Consider the following 21,433-nt stretch of genomic DNA (forward strand, 5'->3'; position numbering starts at 1 on the left):
ACCTGTCGCCAGGATCTCCAGGCATGAGTCCCAGCAGTGGCGGTGGTCCGGGCGGGATGCTCGAAGGCAAGGCCCTGCTCGACAGGGCCAGAGCCCTCAGCGACCAGCCCGAAGACCTGATTGCCCGCGCCTGTGGGTACGTCGGCCCCAGTGGCCGCGTGCTCAGGAAGAGTTTCCACAAGGCCCTGGTGGCCGCCAAGGGCTACCCCGTTCCCGAGGCGAGCTCCGGTCGCAGCGCCGCCGCCCCAGGCCCCGGCAAGGGGCGGCAGGCGGAGTTCCGCACCCGCGTGCACGGCAACGGCAATCTGCTGATCGGCAACGCCTACACCCGCCGGCTGGGGCTGCAGCCCGGCCAGGAATTCCGCATCGAACTGCAGCGGGACAGCCGCTCCATCCGGCTGCTGCCGCTCCAAGACGGCGAGTTCCCCGAGGCCGAAGCCAGCGACGACACCGCTTCAGCGGGGTGCGACTGAGCACGTTTCGCCCGGGGTGGCTCTCCAGCGGTTCAGGACCTCAGCTGCCGGGGGGTTCGGGCTGGCCGGCTGTGTCCTGATCGGGGCCGTGGAAACTGGCGCTGAAGCTGAGCAGGTCGAGGCCACTGAACACGAAGCTGATGCCCACCAGCAGGCCCAGCACCTGCAACAGCACAGGGCCGGGCAGCAGCAGGATCGTCGTGCCCAGGGCCAGGGTGATCAGGCCGTTGAGCAGGCCCCAGCCCCAGCCCCGAATGCGCCGGTGGGCCAGGGACACCCCCAGGGCCACCAAACCCTCCACCACGAACACCACTCCGATGGCCAGGGCCAGGGTGGCGATCGGGGCCGCCGCCTGGGTCGGTCCCGAACCGAGCTGCAGCAGCATCGACAGCCCCGCTGCCACCAGCAGGGTGGACACCACCAGACGCCAGAAGGCCAGCCAGCGGCCGAGCAGCCGGGCCCGCATCAGGTTGTTGATCCAGCCGAGCAGGCCTCCCACCAGAAAGATCAGCGCCACCATCGCCGTGACCCAGAGGGAGGCGGCCAGCGGAAAGATCATCGCCAGCAAGCCGAGCACCAGCATCAGCACCCCCTCCCCGAGGGTGAAGGTCCTCAGAGCTGCCGCATCCCGGGCTGGGCTGAGCTGGACCATGGCAACGCAAGAGGCAGAGGCTGGACCCTAGGCCTGCCAGCCGTGTTCAGCCAGCCAGGCGCGGTCGAGGTCGGGCTGGGCGCCGCCAGCCAGCAGCCGTTCGGTGTATTTGGCCAGCAGATCGGCCTCCAGGTTCACCCCATCGCCCTGGCGCAGGCCCTGCAGGGTGGTGCCCCGCCAGGTGTGGGGAATCACGGCGATCCAGAAGCTGACGCCATCGGGGCTGCAGCCCGCCACGGTGAGGCTGATGCCGTTCACGCAGACGCTGGCCTTGTCGCACACGTAGCGGCCGTAGGCCGGATCCTGCCAGGCCAGATCCAGCCGCCACGACTCCCCCTCGGCCGCCACCGACAGCACGGTGCCGAGGCCATCGACATGACCGCTCACCAGGTGGCCGCCGAGGCGATCGGCCAGCCGCAGCGCCGGCTCCAGATTCACGGCGCCCCGGCGTTCCGCCCGGGCCGCAAGCGTGCTGCGGCGCAGGGTTTCGTCACTGACATCGGCGCGGAAGCCATCGCTGAAGCGCTCCGCCACCGTGAGGCACACCCCATCCACGGCCACGCTCTCGCCCAGGGCCAGATCGTGGGCCGACCAGCCGCCCTCGCTGGCGGCCCAGCGCAGCCGCACACCACCCTGCACCCGTTCGATCGTGCCCGTGGCCTGGACCAGTCCGGTGAACATCGGCGTGGGCTCCAGCTCCTCCTGGCCATAATCAGGCACGGGTTCATCGCTGCCTAGCGGCACTGCCGGCCATGGTCGAAATGCGCGTCGCCGGCATCGCCCTGGATGCGGCCAGCCGCAGCCCGATCGTGCTGCTGCGGGACCCGGCCGGCCGGCGCCAGGTGCCGATCTGGATCGACCAGGCCCAGGCCCAGAACATCCTGGTGGGGCTCGGCCATGACCGCCCCCCGCGGCCCCTCAGCCACGACCTGATGGTGGCCCTGCTCGAGGCGGGCGGACTGCATCTGGAGCGGGTGATCATCCACGCCATCGAGGAGAGCACCTTCCGCGCTGTGCTGAAGCTGCGCAGCCAAGACAACCCGGGCCCCGAAGGCCTGAGCGAAGTCGATGCCCGGCCGAGCGATGCCATCGCCCTGGCCGTGCGCACCGGCACGCCGATCTGGATGCTGGAGGAGGTGGTGGCGGATGCCTCGATTCCGGTGGACGCCGAGGCCGACGCCGCCGACCAGGCCCATTTCCGCCGCTTCCTCGACTCGGTGAGCCCCGCCGAGCTGGTGCGGCAGCTGGGCCGGGCCCAGCCCGAGAACGACCCCAGCCCCAGCGACCCCGGCGAACCGGACACCCCGGATCAGCCGCGTGAACCCAGCTAGACGGCCGTTCGGGCGGGGGCCGGCGGTGTCGGCCTTCAGCCTGGGCACAATGCGCGCCCTGGGCAGCCCCGGCCAGATGGAGGCGGTGCTGGGCGCGGCCCTGGCCGCCGGCATCAACCATCTGGAAACCGCCCCCGCCTACGGGCCAGCGGAGCGCTTTCTGGGGGAGGCCATCGCCGCCCTGGCGCGGCGGGGCCTGGCGCCCCAGGGGGGCTGGCTGATCACCAGCAAGCTGCTGCCGGGCGGCGACCTGGCCAGCAGCCAGCAGCAGCTGCGGGGCATCCTCATGCGCCTGGGGGTGCCGCGGCTGCACGGCCTCGCCGTGCACGGGCTGAACACGCCCGAGCACCTGGCCTGGGCCTGCCAGGGGCCGGGCGCCGAACTGCTCGCCTGGGCTCTGGAACAAGGGCTGGTGGGCCAGGTGGGCTTCAGCAGCCACGGCAGCCAGGCCGTGATCGAGCAGGCCCTGGCCAGCGGTCGCTTCAGCTTCTGCGCCCTGCACGTTCACCTGTTCGACCAGAGCCGCCTGCCCCTGGCGCGGGCCGCCCTGGCGGCAGGTCTGGGGGTGCTGGCCATCTCCCCCGCCGACAAGGGCGGCCAGCTCTATGCCCCCTCGCCCGAGCTGCTGGCCGACTGCGCGCCGTTCCAGCCCCTGGAGCTGGCCTACCGCTTTCTGCTGGAGCAGGGGATCTCCACCCTCAGCCTGGGGGCGGCCCAGCCCGGGGATCTGATCTGGGCCGAGCGCTGGCAGGCGGGCGAACTGGGGGGCGGCGGCCCGCTCGGCCAGGCCAGCCCCGAGGCTCTCAGCCAGGAGGTCAGGGCCGCCCTGGCCCGGCTGAGCGAGGGGGCGGCGGAGCGGCTCGGCGCCGAGCGCTGCGGCCAGTGCCGGGCCTGCCTGCCCTGCCCCAGTGCCGTGCCGATTCCCGAGCTGCTGCGGCTGCGCAACCTGGCCGTGGGCCATGGCATGGAGAGCTTTGCCCGGGAGCGCTACAACCTGATCGGCCGGGCGGGCCACTGGTGGGAGAGCCTCAATGCCGAGGCCTGCCGGGAATGCGGCGTCTGCCTGCCCCGCTGCCCCCACGGGCTGGCGATTCCCGAGCTGCTGGCCGACACCCACCGCCGCCTGGCGGCCGCGCCGCGGCGGCGGCTCTGGGGTTGAGCGGGCCGCCGGGTGTTCAGGGGCTGGGCTTCAGGTTCCGGGCAGCGGCGCCGCGGCGTCCCAGCGGCTCTGGAGGGCCAGGCGCTCGGCAGTGTCGAGGGGGGGCAGGCTCCAGCAGCGCTCGAGCAGACCCGCTGGCGGCAGCAGCAGGCTGGCGATGGCCGCCGGGAAACGGCTCACCAGCGGCTCCAGCTGCTCTCGCGGCAGGGGCGGCACCCAGCCGGCCGCCAGCAGGGAGGCCAGCAGCGGCCCCTCCAGCAGCTCCGCCAGCCAGGCCAGGGGCACGGGCTGCTCCACACCGGTGGGCCTCAGCAGCAGCTCCCAGCTGAGCGGTGCCCCACTGGCGGGCCACAGCACGGCCAGGCGCAGGTCGCGCCGCAGCAGTGGCACCAACCGGCGCAGGGGCAGCACGGCGGCCTCGGCCGCGCCGCTCAGCACCAGGTTGAGGCCATCGCGTTCGTCGTAGGCCAGGGCCTGGCGCCGCAGCTGCTTCAGCTGCTCCGGCTCGGAGCCCACCAGGGCCATGCACACCCGGGGGCTGGAGGGCAGCACCAGCCGCCCGCGCAGACTCGGATCCAGCAGCAGCGACCAGCCCTCCTGAGCCCGTTCCTGCAGGTCGGGACGGGAGCGCAGCAGGATGACCCAGGGCGTGAACGACCAGGGATAGGCCAGCGCCGGCTGTCCCTCGGGCGCGAACAGCCTGCTGGCCGACGCCGCCAGGGGGGTGAGGCGGGCCAGCAGCTCCGGGGCCCCGAAGGATTGCCAGCTGGAGGATGCCACCGAGCCGGCCCAGCCATCACTGAGGGCCAGCAGGGCGGCGACGGGGTCGCGCCGGCCCTGCTCCAGCACGGCCTGGGGCGCCTCGAGCTGGCGCGCCCGCCAACCAGCCGGCAGGTCCTTGAGCCAGGCAGCCGGCAGCTGCTTGGCCGTGAGCGCCAGCACCGCCGCCCCCTGCGCAGAGCGGCAGCCGCCGAGCAGCCAGGGCGCTCCCAGCGCCGCCGCCCCCACTCCCAGGCGCAGCAGCTCTCGGCGGCAGAGGAACTCCGGTGAACTGGCCATCAACCGACCGTAGGAGCCGGCCCCACCCGGCCAGGGCGGCCCGTCAACCCCCGAGCAGCTGACGGCAGGCCAGGTCACAGGCCTGGGCGAGGGCCTCCGGGCTGTGGCCCAGCCGCTCCCAGAGCACGGCCAGCCCGCCGGCGCCCACCCCCTCCTTGACGTAGCCCCGTTCGTAGTCGCGCAGGGCAGCGCTGCGGCAGGCCGAGAAGCGCAGCCCCGCGGGCGCCAGCTGCGGCACCACCTGCCAGCGATGCCCCAGGCGTTGCAGCAAGAGGGCCAGATCGCTGCCGGGCTCATCGGCCACCCAGGCGGTGGTGGCCACCGTGATCCGGGCCACCAGACCCAGCCGCTCCCGGGGGGCGGCCAGGGCCAGCACCAGGGCCAGCACCGCCGCCATCTGGCTGCCGCCGGCCAGCAGCACGGTGCCGCCGCGGCGGGCGAAAGCCAGGGCGAGGCCAGCCGCCAGCGGCTGCATCGGATCCCCCACGGCGGCCAGCACGGCCAGCGGATCAGTCCCACTGCCAACGGCTCCTCCAACCGCTCCTCCAGCCACCCCGGCGTCCCCCAGGGCTGCCCGGGCCAGGCCCTGCCCCACCAGGCGGGCCTTGAGGGGATGGTCGCTGTGGAGCAGGCTGCCGCTCACCAGCCCATCGGCAGCCACCCCCAGCCCGCGCAGCACCCCGAGGGCCGTGGTGGTGCCGCCGGGCACACACTCCGCCAGCAGCAGGGGGCAGTCCGGCGCGCTGCGCTCCCCCCAGCGGCGGCCGCGCTGCAGCAGCGCCCGCACCCGTTGCAGCGGCAGCGCCCGGCCGCTGCTGACGCAGCGCGCTGGCCCCGCTCCCTCCAGGGCCGGCAGGCGCAGGTGCGGCACGGCGGGAGCCACGGCGCAGCCCAGGTCCACCACCTGCAGGCGCTCCAGCAGCCCCAGACGCTCCAGCACCACGTGACTGATCAGGGCAGGGCTGACCCCCGCCGGCAGGGGTGGCAGGGCGTGGGGACGGGGCCCGAGCGGTCCGTGCACCACCAGCTCGGCATCGGCGGCGGCCGTGGCACGCCGGGAGGCGGGAGTGGCCCCGGCGGCGGAGATCCCCTCCACCGCCGCCGTGGCTGTGGCCGCCAGCAACAGCACCGGCCGGCTGCGCCCCCAGGCGACCGCCTCCGCCGGCGGGGCCGGCATGGTCAGAGGGGATCGAGGGCCACAAGGGCCCTGAGGGCTGCGGGCGGTTCGCTGATGGGGGCCTGCAAGCGCGGAAAGATCCAGTAGGCCACGGCGTGCAGGGTGAGCACCACGATGGCGTTCTGCACCAGCACCAGCAGCAGCGCCGCCACCTGCACCTGGGCCAGGTCGATGGCGGACACCAGGTCCACCAGCCCCGCCAGGCGCTCCAGCAGGCCGGCCGCCGCCGTGGTGATCACCACCCAGAGATTTTCCCCCACCAGCACAGAGAGCACCGCCACCCGCACCAGGAAGCCGGCGGCGCCGATCAGGCTGCCCACCGACCAGCTGAGCCACCAGTTCAGCTTGCGCCGCCAGCACCAGCCCAGCCAGAGGGCCAGCAGGCCATAGGGAAAGAGCAGCAGCGGGCCGCGGATCGGCCCCATCAGCGCCACCGCCAGCAGGCAGGCCACCGCCTGCCCCTCCACGGCGCAGCGCCAGCCGTGGCGCAGCTGCAGCAGGGCCAGGGGCAGGGGCAGGGCCAGGCGGAACAGGGGACTGCCCACCGGCAGGTAGTAGAGCGCCAGCCAGAGCAGCCCGGTGGCCGCGGCCAGGTAGGCGGTGTCCATCAGCTGGCGGGCCTGGCGGCGGCTGAGGCTGTTGTCGACGGACCGGGGAGCCATCAGCGGGTCGCCGGGGCCGGAGGCGTCGCGGGGGGCGTGGCGCTTGGGGCCGGAGCGGGAGTGGTTATGGGGGCAGGGTCGGCGGCACCGCCGGAGGACAGCACCCGCTCGATCATCTCCACTTCGAAGGGCACCCCGGCCGCCCGCAGGGCCTCGGTGAGGGCCTCGGCGGGCGCAGCCGGATCAGCCCCGGCCAGCTTGAGCGTGATCCGGTAGGGAGCCGGGGAGAGCACGGGCGCCCGGGGGGTGGCTGCCCCCGGCTCCGGTTTCGGCTGGGCCGCCGTTGGGGCCGTGGCCCCTCCGGGCGGGGTTGCAGCGCCGGGGGCCGCGGTGGGGGATCCAGGGGTGGCCGGCGCTGTGGTCTCCTGCGTGGCAGCAGGGGCCCCATCACCTGGTGTGGCGGGGTCGGGGGCCGAGAAACTGCGCGAGAGCTGTTCCCCCAGGGGAGTCCCACTGCACCCGCCCAGCAGCACGCCGATGAAGCCGGCGCACAGAACCGGCCCCCAGCGGCGGCCATCGGGGCGGGGCCGGAGCATCAACTCTCCGCCGCTTTGATCACGCGCACGGCGCTGGCCCGCAGCCGACCGGTCTTGGTGGTGGTGGGAGGCTTCTTGGCGGCGGCCTGCTGGCTCTTGGCCGCCGCAGCGGCTTTTGTCTTGGCGGTCTTGGCGGAGGCGGCGCGCTTGCCGGTGGCTGTCGTGCCAGGGGAGGCTTTGCCCCTGGAGGTCTTGCCCGTGGCGGCCTTGGCCGCCAGCAGCTCGATCGCCTGCTCCAGGGTGATGGTGTCGGCCGTGGTGCCCTCCGGCAGGGAGGCGTTCACCTTGCCCTGCTTCACGTAGAGGCCATAGGGACCATCAAAGAGCTGCACCGGTTCGTCGCTGCCCTCCGGCAGCCCGAGCTGCTTGAGGGCGGTGCGGCCACCGCGGCCACGCTTGGGCATCGCCAGCAGTTCCAGGGCGCGGCTCAAGGGCACCATGAGCACGTCATCTTCAGCCTTCAGCGAGCGGTAGTCCTTCTCGCCCTTGCCCTTGTGGTGCACCACGTAGGGCCCGAAGCGGCCCAGGCCGGCCTCCACCCTTCCGCCCTCGGGATGGTCGCCGAGGGTCCGGGGCAGGCGCAGCAGGCCCAGGGCATCGGCGAGGCTGAGCTCCTCGGGCTTCTGGCCCTTGGGCAGCGAGGCGCGCTTGGGCTTGGGAACGGCCTCACTCACCTGGCCGCGCTGCACGTAGGGGCCGTACTGGCCGAACAGCAGGTACACCTGCTCACCCGTCTCGGGGTCCTCGCCCAGGGACTCGGGACCTTCCGCCTTCTGGCGCAGCAGCAGCTCGGCCTTGTCGGCGTCGAGATCGGCCGGGGTGATCTCCAGGGGCAGGGTGGCCTTGAGCAGCTCCTCGGTGCCGTCATCGGCCACCCGCTTGGTTTCCAGGTAGGCCCCGAAGCGGCCGATCCGCACCACGCAGGGCAGCCCCTCCAGCGACACGGTGCGGGAGACGCCGGGGTCGATGTCACCCTCGCGCTGCTGCACCTGGGTTTCGAGACCCTTCTCGCCTCTGTAGAACGACTCCAGGTAGGGCAGCCAGGCCACCTGGCCGTGGGAGATCTCGTCGAGGCTCTGCTCCATCCGGGCGGTGAAGCTGGTGTCCACCAGATCGGGGAAGTGCTCCTCCAGCAGGGCCGTCACCGCGAAGGCCGTGAAGCTGGGGGTGAGGGAGTTGTTCAGGAGCGTGGCGTAACCCCGGTCCACGATCGTGCCGATGATCGAGGCGTAGGTGGAGGGGCGGCCGATGCCCTCCTTCTCCAGCATCTTCACCAGGGCGGCCTCGCTGTAGCGCGCTGGAGGCTGGGTCTGGTGGCCGAGGGCCTCCACCCCCTGGCAGGCCGGAGCATCGCCCACCGCCAGGGCGGGCAACAGCACTTCCTGGCCCTCCAGGGCCGCATCGGGGTCGTCGCTGCCCTCCACGTAGGCACGGAAGAAGCCGGGGAAATCGATCCGCTTGCCGCTGGCGCGGAAGCGCGCCGTGCCGAGGCTGCCGCCCTCCACCTCCAGATCCACGGCCAGCATCGTGAGCCGCGCCTCAGCCATCTGGCTGGCCACAGTGCGCTTCCAGATCAGCTCATAGAGGGCCAGATCCCTGCCTTCCAGGCGGGTGTCGCCTGGTTCGCGGAAGCTCTCCCCGGCCGGTCGGATCGCCTCGTGGGCCTCCTGGGCGTTGCGGGCCTTGGTGGAGAACTGCCGCACCGCGGGACTCAGGTAGGTGTCGCCGTACTTGGCCGCCACGCAGCTGCGGGCCGCCTGAATCGCCTGGTCGCTGAGGTGCACCGAATCGGTGCGCATGTAGGTGATGAAGCCCCGCTCGTAGAGCCCCTGGGCGGCGCGCATCGTCTCGCGGGCCGAGAGCCGCAGCTTGCGGTTCGCCTCCTGCTGCAGGGTGCTGGTGGTGAAGGGCGCCACCGGCTTACGCACACTCGGCTTGGCCTCCACCTGCGCCACCGACCAGGCTCCGCTCTGCACGGCGGCCTGGAGGCTGCGGGCCTCGTCCTCGGCCAGCAGCCGCACTCGGCTGCCGGCCTTGAGGGCACCGGTGGTCTCGTCGAAGTCGGAGCCGCCGGCAATGCGCTCCCCCTTGAGGTGGCTGAGTTTGGCCTCGAAGCGGCCGCCGGCCTGCTCCAGCTGGGCCTTGAGGTCCCAGTAGCTGCCGCTGTGGAAGGCCCGGCGGGCCCGCTCGCGCTGCACCAGCAGGCGCACCGCCACCGACTGCACCCGGCCGGCCGACAGGCCCCAGGCCACCTTCTTCCAGAGCAGCGGCGAGAGGGTGTAGCCCACCAGCCGATCGAGGATCCGGCGTGTCTCCTGGGCGTGGACGAGCTCCATGTCGAGCTCCCGGGTGTCGTCGAGGGCGCGGCCGATGGCCGCCTTGGTGATCTCGTGGAACACCATTCGCTTGACGGGAACCTTGGGCTGTAGCAGCTGCAACAGGTGCCAGCTGATGCTTTCACCCTCCCGGTCCTCATCCGTGGCCAGGAGGAGCTGATCGGCGCCCTTGAGGGCGTCCTTGAGTTCCTTCACCACTTTCTTCTTGTCCTTCGGCACCACGTAGAGCGGCTCGAAGTTGCTGGCGGTGTTCACGCCCAGGTTCGCCCACTTCTCACCCTTGTGAGCGGCAGGGATCTCACTGGCGTTGTTCGGCAGGTCCCGCACGTGTCCCATGGAGGCCTCCACGCGGAAGTCCTTGGGCAGGAATCCACGGATGGTGCGGGCCTTGGTGGGGCTCTCAACGATGACGAGGGTGTGACCCACAGACAGGCGAACGACCTCCCCCCTCTTTATCGCATCGGCGGCCGGCACCGCATCCTGCCGCTGGGGAACCGGGGCAACGCCGCTACAGTTCCGGCACCAAATCTGGCCGCATCACCCCCGTGATCTCCCTGCTCGGTGCTCTCCCAGCCGTGGCCGCTGCCACGCTCGCAGAGGCGGCCCAACCCGCCACCCAGGCCATCGGTGCGGGGTTCGGCAGTGGTGGGCTCAGCCTCCAGCTCAATGCCGGCGCCATCGCCCCTGAGGTGGCCGTGCTGCTGGCCCTGATCGCCTGTCTGCTGGTGGATCTGGCCGGCGAGCAGGCCGCCAGCCGCTGGGTGCCGCCCCTCTGCTACGCCGGTCTCGGCGGCGCCCTGGTGCTGCTGGCCCTGCAGTGGAACACCCCGGCGCTGGAGCCGTCCTTCCTCGGCTCCTTCCTCGCCGACAACCTGGCGATCGCCTTCCGCGGCGTGGTGGCGACCTCCACCTTGATCTCGCTGCTGTTGAGCTGGCGCTACGTGGAGCGCAGCGGCACGCCGGTGGGCGAATACGCCGCCATCCTGCTGGCCGCCACCCTCGGCGCCATGTTCCTCTGCGGCGCCACCGATCTGGTGAGCATCTTCATCTCCCTGGAAACGCTCTCGGTATCGAGCTACCTGCTGGCGGGCTACATGAAGCGCGACGCCCGCAGTTCCGAGGCGGCACTCAAATACCTGCTGGTGGGTTCTGCCGCCGCGGCGGTGTTCCTCTACGGAGCCTCCCTGCTCTACGGCCTCACCGGTGGTGCCACCGGACTGGATGCCGTCGCCCTGGCCCTGCAGACCAGCGCCTCGCCGGTCACCGCCCTGGCACTGGTGTTCGTGCTGGCCACCGTGGCCTTCAAGATCGCCGCCGTGCCCTTCCACCAGTGGACGCCCGACGTCTACGAGGGCTCGCCCACCCCAGTGGTGGCCTTCCTCTCGGTGGGTTCCAAGGCGGCAGGATTCGCGCTGGCCGTTCGCATCCTGGTGGGCTGCTTCGAGAGCTTTGATGCTCAGTGGAAGCTGCTGTTCACCGTGCTGGCCATCCTCAGCATGGTGCTGGGCAACGTGGTGGCCCTGGCCCAGACCTCCATGAAACGGATGCTCGCCTACAGCTCGATCGGCCAGGCCGGCTTCGTGATGATCGGGCTGGTGTGCGGCACCGAGGACGGCTTCGCGGCCATGGTGCTGTACATGGCCGCCTACCTGTTCATGAACCTGGGGGCGTTCGCCTGCATCATCCTGTTCTCTCTGCGCACCGGCAGCGACCGTATTGCCGACTACGCAGGCCTCTACCAGAAAGATCCCCTGATCACCCTGGGGCTCAGCCTCTGCCTGCTCTCCCTGGGCGGTATCCCCCCGATGCTGGGCTTCTTCGGCAAGATCTACCTCTTCTTCGCCGGCTGGGCTGATCAGCAATATCTGCTGGTGGTGGTGGGCCTGGTCACCTCCGTGGTCTCGATCTACTACTACATCTCCGTGATCAAGATGATGGTGGTCAAAGAGCCCCAGGAAGCGTCCGATGTGGTGAAGGCCTACCCGGAGATCTCCTGGTCGATTGCCGGCATGCCGGAGCTGCGCACGGCGCTGGTGGGCTGTGTGATCGTCACCGCGGTGGGAGGGGTGCTCTCCAGCCCGCTGTTCACCTGGGCCAGCGAGGCGGTGGTGGGCACGCCGATCCTGCAGCAGGCCATCGCCAGCGCCACAGCTCCACCGATCGGTTGATGCCGTGATCCAGCCCGTTGCCCAACTCGAGGCCGTGGAGAAGGTCTACGGCTCAGGTGACACGGAGGTGCGGGCCCTCGATGGCCTCAGCCTCACCGTCAACCGCGGTGACTATCTGGCCGTGATGGGGGCGTCCGGTTCGGGCAAGAGCACGGCGATGAACATCCTCGGCTGCCTGGATCGGCCCAGTGCCGGCAGCTACCGCCTCAGCGGCACCCAGGTGAACCAGCTCAATGACGACCAGCTGGCCGATCTGCGCAACCGCGATCTGGGGTTCGTGTTCCAGCAGTTCCACCTGCTGCCCCAGCTCTCGGCGCTCGACAACGTGATGCTGCCGATGGTGTACGCGGGAGTGCCGGCCCCGGAACGGCGGCGGCGCTCCGAGGAGGCCCTCGGACGGGTGGGGCTGGCGGATCGGCTGAACAACAAACCCAACCAGCTCTCCGGCGGCCAGCAGCAGCGGGTGGCGATCGCCCGGGCGATCATCAACCAACCCGCCCTGCTGCTGGCCGATGAACCCACGGGCGCCCTCGATTCCCGCACCACCGAGGAGGTGCTGGCCATTTTCGATGAACTGCACCGAGGCGGCATGACCGTGGTGATGGTGACCCATGAAGACGATGTGGCCGCCCGCGCCGACCGGGTGGTCCATTTCCGTGATGGCCGGATCACCGAGACGACCACCCAGACACCGGCCCTGGCCGCCCGCTAGCCCGCTGGAGGGGCAGGGGCCAGGGGGGCGACGGGCCGCTCCAGGCTCTGCAGCAGCTGGCCCATCAACAGGGCGATGGCATCGCTGCCGCCGGCGGCCCGGCCAGGGTCGAGATCGCCGGGATCCACCGCCAGCCAGCCGCCATCGGCGGGTAGCCGCAGCTCGAAATGCAGGTGAGGGCCAGTGCTGAGGCCCGTGCTGCCCACCCGGCCGATCACCTCCCCCTGCCGCACCCGATCGCCGGGCTTCACGTAGAGCTCGCTGAGATGCCCGTAGAGCGTGCGCCGCCTGGGGCGCTCATGTTCGATCTCGATGGCCAGGCCGTAACCGCCTGCCACGCCGCTGCTGATCACCTGGCCGCTGAGGGAGGCCACCACAGGCGTGCCCTCCGGCGCCGCCAGGTCACGGCCGGCGTGCATCAGCCAGCTGCCCAGCACGGGGTGGACGCGGAAGCCGAAACCACTGCTGGTGACGGCCGAACCGATCAGGGGAAAGAGCAGACGGCGATTGCCGTTGCCACCGATCGGCGAGGGGCGGGGCGTGACCGCGAACACATCGGCAAGGCGGAAGCCGCCGCCGCTGCCGGCCAGCAGGGCCGCCACGGGGACCGTGAGCGGCGTGGTGAGCGGGGCCCCGCCGATCAGCCGTTGTCCGGCTCCGGTGATGCCGCTGCCGGCGTCGCCGCCAAGAAGGCCGCCGGAGGCCGACGTGCTGCTGCCAGGGCGACCCCAGCCCCGCACCACCACGCCCCGGCGGCACTCCTGGGCTGAGAGAGCGCCGCTGCTGCAGGCCTGGACATTCGCGGGGCTGTTGAACGGGATGGCGCGGCTGCCGGAACGCACCCGCTCCCGTTCGGCCGGGGTGACAACGCCCTCGCGTACGAGGGCATCGAGGGAGCTGTCGAAGCTGGCCGCTGGAGGGGAGTCCCGCGCTGAGGCAGGGGGCACGGAGCGAGGTGCCGGGACTGCGGCAGCGGGGGTGGGCGGGCGGCGCAGCGGCCGCCCGGCTCGAGGCTCCGCCCCGGCAGCGCTCCCGGCCTCAGAGGAGGTGGCGGCGGCGCCGGCGGCGGCGGCAGGAGCCTCTGAGGCCGTGGGGGCCTGGGAGGGCGCCGCCGCATCGGCTGGGGATCGCTCCTGGGCGATCCCCAGGCCCACCAGCCCGATCAGGGTTCCACCCGTCACCAGGGCGGCAGGAAGGAGATGGAGGTGGAACAGACGTGCCATGGAGCGGATCAGAGCAGGCAGTGGGGCGAGCGTCAGCGCAGGCGTCAGGGCTCCCAGGGCAGCCGCGAGGCCCCATTCTCACCCGCGAACCGACCAGCTGCCGCTACCCATGCTGTCGCGAGAACGACAGGCTCAGAAGCTACGGCTGAGCCAGGTGAGGGCCACCCCCCTCTGCAGCCGCAGGCGACCATCCAGCTCCAGACCGGCCACCTGCCACGGCTCCTCCCCCACCAGCACTCCCTCGGGCGGCTGCCAGAGCCGCTGTTCGGCCTGGTCCCGCACCAGTTCCGCTTCACCCGCCTGGGCCATGGCCCAGCGAAGCGCGCTCCACACCCTCGCCTCCAGTCGTCTGGGGCAGGCCTGGGGATGCCAGCGGCCGGGGCCTGGTCCCCGCCGCCCTCCTGATCGGGCCAGAGCCTGAGCCACCGAGACCGCCCCGGGCGGCACCCGGTTGGTGCCGTTGAGGCCGATGCCGGCCTGGGCCCAGAGCAGGCGGCCCCCACGCCAGCGCTGGCGCGGCAGCAGGCCCGCCAGCTTGCCGCCATGCACGAGCAGATCGTTCGGCCACTTGATCCGCACCGGCAGACCCAGTCCTTCCAGCTCCCGCGCCAGGCCCACGGCCAGAGCCAGGGGCAGGTTGGCCGGCGCCCGCGACGCTCCAGGCCAGGGGAAGGCGGCACTGAGCCACACCCCGCCAGCGGGCGCGCACCAGGGCCGCCCCCTCTGCCCCTGGCCGTGGCGCTGCCGCCTCGCTACCACGGCCCGCCACGGATCGGGGCCCTGGGGGCCGGGGGGGCTGTGCCGCAGCCAGCGATCCAGCTCCCACTCGGTGCTGGCGCACACGGGCAGCCGCCGGATCTGCCAGCCGCTCACCGGGGCGCCCCGGCGGCCAGCCAGGTGCCGATGCGGGCGGCGCCCTGCTGCAGCTGTTCCGTGGGGTGGACCAGGGCCAAGCGGGCCCAGCCCTCACCACCGGGGCCAAAGCCGTTGCCGGGGGTGAGGGCCACCCCGGTGGCCTGCAGCAGGGCGGCACAGAAGGCTTCTGAGCCCTCGCCCTGGTCCTCGCCTGACTGGCTCTGCCATTGGGGCGGCAGGGCCAGCCACAGATACAGGGCCATGCTGGGGCGGCGCACCGGCCAGCCCACAGCTTCCAGGGCCGCGGCCATGTGGTCGCGTCGCTGGCGGTAGGTCCGGCCCAGCTGGGCCGGCCAGTGGGGGGCCTGCTCCAGGGCGGCGATCGCCCCGGCCTGCAGGGCGAGGGACTGGTTGAAATCCACCACCCCCTTGAGCTGCCTCAACGCGGTGATCAGCCACTCGGCACCGATGGCGAAGGCCAGCCTGAAGCCCCCCAGGCACCAGCTCTTGGAGAGGGAAAAGAACTCGATGCCATGGCTGCGCCAGCCCGGGTGGCGCAGCAGGGCCGGGGCCTCCCCGTCGAGGGCCAGGTCCACGTAGGGGTTGTCATGGGCCAGCACCACGTCGTGGCGCAGGGCCTTGTGCATGGCCGCATCCACCCAGGCCTGCTCCCCGGTGGTGGCCGTGGGGTTGTGGGGGAACCCCAGCACCATCAGCTTGAGGGCCTCCCACTCGGCGGTGGACACCCGCTCGAAATCGGGACGCCAGCCGCTGGCTGCATCGAGGCGCAACAGCTGGGGCCGGGCCGAGGCGAGCTGCAGGCCCCCCAGGTGGGAGGGGTAGTAGGGGTCGAGCAGCAGGGCGGCATCGCCGGGATTCAGCACCGCCAAGGGAAGGTGGGCCGTGCCCTCCTGGGATCCCACCAGCAGCAGCACTTCGCGCTGCGGATCGACGGACACCCCGAAACGCCGCTGCGCCCAGGCCGCGGCGGCCTCCCGGAAGGGCAGCGTGGCGTGGTGCAGGCAATAGGCCGCACTCGAGGGGGCGTCGAGGACGCGCTGCATCGCCGCGATCGCCTCGGGCGGCGGCAGCAGATCGGTGGATCCCAGGGAGAGATCGAGCAGGGGCTCCAGGCCGCTGTCGGCAGCGGCGGCCCTCAGGCTGTAGGCGCTCTTGCGTCGGTCGTTGCGGGCGAAGACGCCACTTCCCAGCTGGGCCAGGCGCTCAGAGATGGGCATCCAGGAAGGCCTTGAGCTGGGCCTTGGCCATGGCGCCCTCATGGCGAGCCACCGGGGCGCCGGCCTTGAACAGCACCAGGGTCGGCAGGCCCTGCACCTGCAGGCGGTCGCGGCTGCCGGGGTTGGGATCGGCCTCGAGCTTGCCCACCTTGAGGCGGCCGGCGTAGTCGCTGGCAGCCCAGTCCATCAGCGGTGCCATCAGACGGCAGGGGCCGCACCACTGGGCCCAGACATCCACCAGCACCGCCTCGCTGCAGGCGATCACTTCAGCGTCGAAGTTGGCGTCGGTGAGATGAACGACGGACACGGCAGTGGACACGGGAACAGCAGAGGGAAAGAACGGGAGCGTGGAGGGAGGGAACCCTTCGGAGCGAGGCTTCAAGGTAGGGGCCCGCCGGCACCGCTCAGGGGCAGCCAACGGTCAAGCCATGACCCCCGCGGGTGGTTCAGGGCCCATGGCGAGCAGAACGGGGGATCAGAGCTTGTCGATCGAGCGCTTGAGCTCTTCGAGTTCGGCATCCACCTGGGCCACCTTCACCGGCTCCAGCTGGGGCACCGGATCGCTGTCCTTGGGCAGGGCCACAGGTTCCGGGCCGGCGGCGCCGGAGAGCCGGTTCTTGAGAGCGGCGAGCTCATCGTCCACATCGCTGCTCTCAAGCGCAGCGAACTGGCTCTCGAGGTCGGCGCCGGCCAGCTCGGCCGCCGCCTGGCTGCGGGCCTCCAGGTTCTGCACCTTTTCCTCCATGCGCTCGAAGGCCGCCATCGAGGAGTTGGTGCCGAGGTTGCCCACGGCGCTCTGGAGCTGCTCCTGGGCCTGGGCAGCCTGGGCCCGGGCCTTGAGCATGTCCTTCTTGGTCTTGGCCTCGGCGATCTTGGCCTCCAGCGCCACCAGGCTCTTCTTGAGCGCGTCCACCTGGCCGGCCTGGCTGTTGAGCTGGGCGTTGAGCGCGGTGGCGGTGTCGTCGTAGGTCTTGCGGCGGGTGAGGGCCTCGCGGGCGAGGTCGTCCTCCCCCTTCTGGAGGGCCAGTTCGGCGCGCTGATACCAGGTCTTGGACTGGCTCTCCGCCTGTTCGGCCTGGTTGGCGATCCGCTTCTGACTGGCAATGGCCGTGGCCACCGCCTGGCGGAGCTTGATCAGGTCGGACTGCATGTCCGCGACGGACTGGTCAAGGATCTTGGAGGGATCCTCCATGCTGCCGATCGCCGCATTGGCGTTGGCACGGAGCAGTCGGCTGAGGCGGTCAAAAAAGCCCATGGCGCAGCTGGGGGCAAGGCCAGAGGCTAACCATGAACGCCACCGGCGTCTGATCGGAGCGGCACCATCGCGCTCAGGACTCAGAATGGGGGCAGGATCTGATTGGCGGCAATGGCAGGGTCGCAGCGACAGCGGAGCCGCGGCAATGCCCCGGCCACGGGTCAGCGCCGTATCGGCAGCATCACGGTGATGGTGCCGGCCAGCCACCCGCCGGCCACGGCCCTGGCCCAGTGCCTCGACACCCTGCAGCAGCAGTGGCAGCGCCAGGGCAACCTGGGGGCGCTCTGGCAGCGCTGGCCGACGCTGGCGGGTCCCCAACTGGCCCCACACTGCCGCCCCCTGCGCCTGCAGGGCTCGGTGCTCACGGTGGGAGCCGCCCCCGGCCCCTGGCTGCAGGCCCTGCAGTACAACCGCCACCAGTTGCTGGGCAGCCTGCGGGCCGCCGGCTTTGCCGTGCGGGAAGTGCGCCTCACCCAGCACCATCCAGTCACCCAGCCCGGTCTGGCCGCTGAAGAGACAGCAGGCAGCTGGGCCCGGCACCCCAGCCGGGTGGATGTGCACGGCATGGCCACCTGCCCCGGCTGCCACTGCCCAGCCCCCGCCGGGGAGATGGCCCGCTGGGGCAGCTGCAGCTTCTGCCGCCGCCAGCTCCTCGCCGAGAACCCCGTCAGCGGCAGCCCTCAGTAGCGCTCGGGCCGCGGATCCTGCCAATCGGGCCGTACACCGGCGGCGGCCAGTGCCGCGGCCCGGCGCTCCAGGCGCTGGCGATCCAGGCGCCAGAGCCGATAGATGCCGGAGGAGGCCAGCAGCTCGGGCTCCAGAGCGCGCCAGTGGGGCCGCTCAGCCGTGGCGGCATCGATCACCAGCAGCACCGAAGGCTGCTGCTCCGCCCCGCTCGGCTCCTGACCCCGGCGACGCTCCCGGCCCAGGCGATCGGCCAGGTTCACCAGCCCCGTGGCCGGTGCCCCCTCGTAGATCACCACACGGCGGCTGTAGTAGTGCAGCGAGGGCTTCAACATGCCCACCATGGCCAGGGGCTGGTCAGGCGTCTGGTGCTGCCGCACGGCGCTGGCCATGGCCCGCACCGGCAGGCCCCGCAGCCGATCCCCCAGCTGCCAGCTGGGCAGCAGCACCAGCGGCACGAACAGCAGCAGCGGCACCTGCAGGGCCGCCAGCCCCGGCAGCGGCTGACGCCGCCACCACAGCACCGCCCCCACTAGGGCCGCCAGGCCGTAACAGGCGGCGGCGAGGGCCAGCAGCCTCGACTCCAACAGCTCCTGGGGCAGCGACGGCATCTCCGGCGTGATCACCAGCGGCAGCCACAGGGGGGCAGCGGCGAAAGCAAGGGCCATCACCAGGCTCAACAGCACCGTGCTGACTGCAGCCCAACCCCAGCCCCAGCGCTTCGCCTGGGCCCGCTGGGCCGCCAGGGCCACCAGCCCCCCCGCCGCAGGCGTGGCGGGCAGCCAGTAACTGGGCAGTTTGGTGGCCGCCAGGGTGAAGAACAGCAGCACCGCCAGCAGCCAGCAGGCGCTGTAGCGCTGCAGCGACAGGGCCGGGGGCAGCGGCGCCACCGGAACCGGGCGCCAGCGCCAGGCCTCGCCCCCCCTGAGGCCCTGCACCAGGCCCAGCAGCAGCACGGGGCTCCAGGGCAGGCTGGCCAGCAGCAGCACCGGCCCGAAAAACCACCAGGGCTGGGAGTGGTTGTTCACCGCAGCCGTGAAGCGCTGCAGGTTGTGGTAGCCGAAGAAACTGCGCCAGAAGGGCTCCCCCTCCACCGCCAGGGCCAGGCCGTACCAGGGCAGGCTCAGGGCCGCCGTGATCGCCAGTCCCGGCAGCGGCCGCAGCCGACACCAGAGCCGCGCCAGGTCACCCTGCAGCCAGCCGAACAGCAGCTGGGTGAGGCCGAGCAACAGCACCGCCACCGGCCCCTTGGCGAGCACCGCCAGGCCCAGCCAGAGCCAGCCCCACCACCAGCCGCGGCCGCCCGCGGCGTAGCAGCGCCAGCAGAGCAGCAGGCTGAGGCCCAGGCAACCGGAAAAGAGGCCGTCGCTCACCGCGATCCGTCCCCACAGCAGCACCAGAGGCGAGAGGGCGAAGGCCACGGCGGCCGTCAGGGCAGCCAGGGCGGCACGGCGGCCGTGCTGGGGCCAGCGCAGCAGGGTGTCGGCCAGGGCCAGCATCAGCCCGATCGTGGCCAGGGCTGAGGGCAGCCGGGCCGCCCAGGTGCCCAGGGGGTTCCACCACCCCTGGCCGGGAAGGGCATAGACCAGGCCCATCCCCCAGTACACCAGTGGCGGCTTGTCGTAGCGCGGCAGGCCGTTGACCCACGGAATCAGCCAGTCGCCGGCCTCGGCCATCGCCCGGGCCGAGGCGGCGAACAGCGGCGGCGTCTCGTCCACCAGGCCGCTGACCCCCAGCTGCCACAGAAACAGCACCACCCCCAGGCCAAGACACAGCAGCAGCACCCGGCGACGCTGGCAGGTGGGAACTGGAGCAGGGGTCACAGGGCCCAGGGAACTGGGGCGACCCTATCTGCGCCGGGCGGGGCCACCCTCCGCTGCAGCACCTCCCCCCTGCAGTCCCGCCTCCCGCCACACCTCCTCCAGCCAGCCCTCGATCCGCTCGGCGAACACCGCCCGCGAGCAGTGGCGCTCCGCCCAGCGTCGGCAGGCCGCCCGCTCCACCCCCAGCGCCCGTTCGGTGGCCAACGCCAGGGCCGCCCGGTCATCGGCAGCCGCGAGGGCACCGGTAAGCCCCTCCTGCACCAGTTCCCCCGGGCCACCGCGGGCATAGGCGGCCACCGGCACACCACAGGCCATGGCCTCCACCACCACGTTGCCGAAGGCCTCGTTCCACTTCGGGGTGTTGAGCAGCACCGCGCAGCGCCCCAGCTCGCGCTGCAACTGCTCGGTGGGCAGAAACCCCCGCCACTGCAGCGTGCCGGGGGGCACAGAGCTCTCCACCCAGCGGGCATAGGCCGGATCCTGGGGCAGACCCCACACCGCCAGGGGAATCTGCAGCTGAGCCGCCACGGCCGCCGCATCCTCCAGGCCCTTCTCGGGGGCGATGCGGCCGGCCCAGCCCAGCAGCCGCTCCGGCTGGGGATTGAAGCCGTACTGATCCAGATCAAAACCGTTGCCCACCAGCCGCGGCGCTGCCGGCAGGCTGAAATCGGCGGCCTGGGCGGCGGTGTGAAAGGCCAGGCGCCCCGGCTGGCGGGCCGCCACCTCGGCGATCACCGCATCCATCGCCTCGCCCACCGATCCCATGCTGATCAGGTGGGCCAGGGGCGTGGTCACGTGGGGCGTGAGCCAGAGCGGCAGCCAGTCGTAGGCAAGGTTCAGGATCACATCGGCGCGATGCTGCTCGCTCAGGGCCCGTCGCCAGAGGCGGGGCAGCAGGCCATCGGCCGGGATCAGCAGCGGGCTGTGGCGCTCCTGGTGCTGGCAGCTGGGCTGGGCCTCACCACGCTCCAGCCAGAGCTCAGCGCCGCCGCAGCTGGCCGGCAGCCGGGAGCCCTCGGCGGCCAGCACCATCACCTGGTGGCCGCGCTGCAGCAGCCCCGCCACCAGGGAGAGGGCCGTGAGCTCCACACCGCCACCGGCGCCGCTGCCCAGGGGGCCCATCGGGGTGGTCACCACCAGGATGCGCATCAGAGCGGTCCTCCCCAGAGCTGCTGGCGGCGGTTGATCAGCAGCACCGACACCATCGCCAGCCCGGCCCCCAGCCACTGCAGCGGCGAGAGCCGCTCCTGCAGCCACACCACCCCACAGAGCACGGCAAACACGGGAGTCAGGAAGGTGAGAGCGGTGAAGCCGGTGAGATCACCGCTGCTCGCGAACCAGAAGAACAAGCCGTAGGCCAGGGCGCTGCCCAGCAGGCTGGCGTAGGCCATCAGGCCCCACTGCAGCGACGACCAGGCCGGCAGCCAGGGGCCACCCGAGGCCAGCAGCGGCGCCCCGTGCAGCGCCAGCAGCGGCAGACCCCCCAGCAGCATGTGCCAGCCGGTGACCGCCAGCGGATCGCTGTGGCGCACGGCATAGCGGCAGAGCACCGTGCCCACCGCCATCGCCACCGCCGCGGCCAGCATCCAGAGCTCGCCATGGCTCCAGGCCCGCTGATCCGGCACCAGGGGTCCTTCCAGCCACCAGTGGCGCAGCACGGCGGCCGGCAGACCCAGGCAGAGGATGCCCAGCAGCCCGAGCACCAGCCCCAGCCAGCCCACCGGGTTGATCGCCTCGCCGAACAGGCTGCGGGCCATCAGGGCCACCAGCAGGGGCTGGGAGTCGATCAGCACCGAGCCCAGGCCAGCCCCGGTCTGCACCAGGCCCCGGGCCAGCAAGCCCTGGAACAGGGCCCCGTCCACCAGGGCGAAGGCGAGCAGCCAGGGCCAGTCAGCGCGGTGGATGGCAAGGGGACGGCCCAGCAGCAGCGCCGCCAGCAGCAGCAGCACCCCGGCCGGCAGCAGCCGCAGGGTGGCCACCAGCAGGGGCCCGCCGTCGCTGAGCAGCGGGCGCATGGCCGCCATCGCCGTGCCCCAGAGGGCGAACGGCAACAGCATCAGCAGCCAGCGCAGGGCCTGGGGCATGGGGGC

General features: G+C 72.1%; 21 protein-coding genes. 6 read left to right on the plus strand and 15 right to left on the minus strand.

All coding sequences use genetic code 11. The features are described 5' to 3' along the window. The first annotated feature begins 56 nt into the window (after positions 1-56). Positions 57-473, plus strand: coding sequence for an AbrB family transcriptional regulator (locus CyaNS01_RS10540; protein ID WP_186700659.1), 417 nt, complete (start codon positions 57-59; stop codon positions 471-473). Positions 474-513: 40 nt separating this feature from the next. On the opposite strand, the gene CyaNS01_RS10545 is transcribed toward CyaNS01_RS10540, so the two are convergent. Both CyaNS01_RS10545 and CyaNS01_RS10550 read right to left on the minus strand, forming a co-directional pair. Further along, a complete protein-coding gene (locus tag CyaNS01_RS10545; protein WP_186697044.1) occupies positions 514-1,125 on the minus strand; it encodes a DUF308 domain-containing protein in 612 nt (203 codons plus the stop codon). A 27-nt stretch (positions 1,126-1,152) separates the two neighbouring features. Continuing rightward, entirely contained in the window at positions 1,153-1,806 is a 654-nt protein-coding gene (locus CyaNS01_RS10550; protein ID WP_186700661.1) for a riboflavin synthase, read from the minus strand. Between the two features lie 71 nt (positions 1,807-1,877). Between CyaNS01_RS10550 and CyaNS01_RS10555 the strand changes: the two genes are divergently transcribed. Together CyaNS01_RS10555 and CyaNS01_RS10560 are read left to right on the plus strand one after the other, a co-directional pair. After that, entirely contained in the window at positions 1,878-2,456 is a 579-nt protein-coding gene (locus CyaNS01_RS10555) for a bifunctional nuclease family protein (RefSeq protein ID WP_186697045.1), read from the plus strand. After that, positions 2,443-3,615 carry an aldo/keto reductase gene (locus CyaNS01_RS10560; protein WP_225875638.1) on the plus strand — a complete coding sequence of 391 codons (1,173 nt, stop codon included), beginning with the start codon at positions 2,443-2,445 and terminating at the stop codon, positions 3,613-3,615. Before CyaNS01_RS10555 ends, CyaNS01_RS10560 begins: the two co-directional genes overlap by 14 nt. 30 nt (positions 3,616-3,645) lie before the next feature. Here the strand turns inward: CyaNS01_RS10560 and CyaNS01_RS10565 are convergent, their stop codons facing one another. Genes CyaNS01_RS10565 through topA form a run of 5 tightly spaced genes read right to left on the minus strand, consistent with a single transcriptional unit; the run spans position 3,646 to position 9,811 of the window. Continuing rightward, a complete protein-coding gene (locus CyaNS01_RS10565) occupies positions 3,646-4,674 on the minus strand; it encodes a twin-arginine translocation pathway signal (RefSeq protein ID WP_186697046.1) in 1,029 nt (342 codons plus the stop codon). Positions 4,675-4,717: 43 nt separating this feature from the next. Then, entirely contained in the window at positions 4,718-5,851 is a 1,134-nt protein-coding gene (gene cobT / locus CyaNS01_RS10570; protein ID WP_186697047.1) for a nicotinate mononucleotide-dependent phosphoribosyltransferase CobT, read from the minus strand. Between the two features lie 2 nt (positions 5,852-5,853). Further along, positions 5,854-6,513: a DUF2232 domain-containing protein gene (locus CyaNS01_RS10575; protein ID WP_186697048.1), complete on the minus strand. Its 660-nt coding sequence runs from the start codon at positions 6,511-6,513 to the stop codon at positions 5,854-5,856. Beyond that, complete coding sequence (locus CyaNS01_RS10580; protein ID WP_186697049.1) at positions 6,513-7,049, minus strand: hypothetical protein; 537 nt, start codon at positions 7,047-7,049, stop codon at positions 6,513-6,515. The genes CyaNS01_RS10575 and CyaNS01_RS10580 overlap by 1 nt, the downstream gene beginning before the upstream one ends. After that, the gene (gene topA, locus CyaNS01_RS10585; protein ID WP_186697050.1) at positions 7,049-9,811 is read right to left on the minus strand and encodes a type I DNA topoisomerase; all 2,763 of its coding nucleotides are present in this window, start codon (positions 9,809-9,811) and stop codon (positions 7,049-7,051) included. The genes CyaNS01_RS10580 and topA overlap by 1 nt, the downstream gene beginning before the upstream one ends. A gap of 149 nt (positions 9,812-9,960) precedes the next feature. Between topA and CyaNS01_RS10590 the strand changes: the two genes are divergently transcribed. Then, positions 9,961-11,553, plus strand: a complete 1,593-nt coding sequence (locus CyaNS01_RS10590) for an NAD(P)H-quinone oxidoreductase subunit N (protein WP_370561834.1) — start codon at positions 9,961-9,963, stop codon at positions 11,551-11,553. 4 nt (positions 11,554-11,557) lie between these two features. After that, entirely contained in the window at positions 11,558-12,265 is a 708-nt protein-coding gene (locus CyaNS01_RS10595) for an ABC transporter ATP-binding protein (protein ID WP_186697051.1), read from the plus strand. Here the strand turns inward: CyaNS01_RS10595 and CyaNS01_RS10600 are convergent. From CyaNS01_RS10600 to CyaNS01_RS10620, 5 genes are all read right to left on the minus strand, one after another. Further along, complete coding sequence (locus CyaNS01_RS10600; protein ID WP_186697052.1) at positions 12,262-13,488, minus strand: M23 family metallopeptidase; 1,227 nt, start codon at positions 13,486-13,488, stop codon at positions 12,262-12,264. The two genes, CyaNS01_RS10595 and CyaNS01_RS10600, sit on opposite strands and share 4 nt — an antisense overlap. 132 nt (positions 13,489-13,620) lie before the next feature. Continuing rightward, on the minus strand, positions 13,621-14,361 hold the full coding sequence (locus CyaNS01_RS10605; RefSeq protein ID WP_186697053.1) for a biotin--[acetyl-CoA-carboxylase] ligase: 741 nt from the start codon (positions 14,359-14,361) through the stop codon (positions 13,621-13,623). Next, complete coding sequence (locus CyaNS01_RS10610; protein WP_186697054.1) at positions 14,358-15,581, minus strand: aminotransferase class I/II-fold pyridoxal phosphate-dependent enzyme; 1,224 nt, start codon at positions 15,579-15,581, stop codon at positions 14,358-14,360. The genes CyaNS01_RS10605 and CyaNS01_RS10610 overlap by 4 nt, the downstream gene beginning before the upstream one ends. Then, positions 15,568-15,900 carry a co-chaperone YbbN gene (locus CyaNS01_RS10615; protein ID WP_186697055.1) on the minus strand — a complete coding sequence of 111 codons (333 nt, stop codon included), beginning with the start codon at positions 15,898-15,900 and terminating at the stop codon, positions 15,568-15,570. The genes CyaNS01_RS10610 and CyaNS01_RS10615 overlap by 14 nt, the downstream gene beginning before the upstream one ends. Before the next feature lie 156 nt (positions 15,901-16,056). Next, positions 16,057-16,836 (minus strand): PspA/IM30 family protein, encoded by a 780-nt coding sequence (locus tag CyaNS01_RS10620; protein WP_186697056.1) that lies wholly within the window; start codon positions 16,834-16,836, stop codon positions 16,057-16,059. A gap of 111 nt (positions 16,837-16,947) precedes the next feature. On the opposite strand from CyaNS01_RS10620, the gene CyaNS01_RS10625 reads away from it, so the two are divergent. Further along, entirely contained in the window at positions 16,948-17,523 is a 576-nt protein-coding gene (locus CyaNS01_RS10625) for a DUF721 domain-containing protein (RefSeq protein WP_186697057.1), read from the plus strand. Here the strand turns inward: CyaNS01_RS10625 and CyaNS01_RS10630 are convergent. The 3 genes from CyaNS01_RS10630 to CyaNS01_RS10640 are packed head-to-tail and all read right to left on the minus strand — an operon-like array spanning position 17,517 to position 21,427. Continuing rightward, complete coding sequence (locus tag CyaNS01_RS10630; RefSeq protein ID WP_225875639.1) at positions 17,517-19,343, minus strand: glycosyltransferase family 39 protein; 1,827 nt, start codon at positions 19,341-19,343, stop codon at positions 17,517-17,519. The two genes, CyaNS01_RS10625 and CyaNS01_RS10630, sit on opposite strands and share 7 nt — an antisense overlap. A gap of 24 nt (positions 19,344-19,367) precedes the next feature. After that, the gene (locus tag CyaNS01_RS10635) at positions 19,368-20,492 is read right to left on the minus strand and encodes a glycosyltransferase (protein WP_186697058.1); all 1,125 of its coding nucleotides are present in this window, start codon (positions 20,490-20,492) and stop codon (positions 19,368-19,370) included. Continuing rightward, positions 20,492-21,427, minus strand: coding sequence for a DMT family transporter (locus CyaNS01_RS10640; protein WP_186697059.1), 936 nt, complete (start codon positions 21,425-21,427; stop codon positions 20,492-20,494). Before CyaNS01_RS10640 ends, CyaNS01_RS10635 begins: the two co-directional genes overlap by 1 nt. Positions 21,428-21,433 lie beyond the last annotated feature (6 nt).

This window comes from Cyanobium sp. NS01 (genome assembly GCF_014280235.1).
In the GTDB taxonomy this organism is placed as follows: domain Bacteria; phylum Cyanobacteriota; class Cyanobacteriia; order PCC-6307; family Cyanobiaceae; genus NIES-981.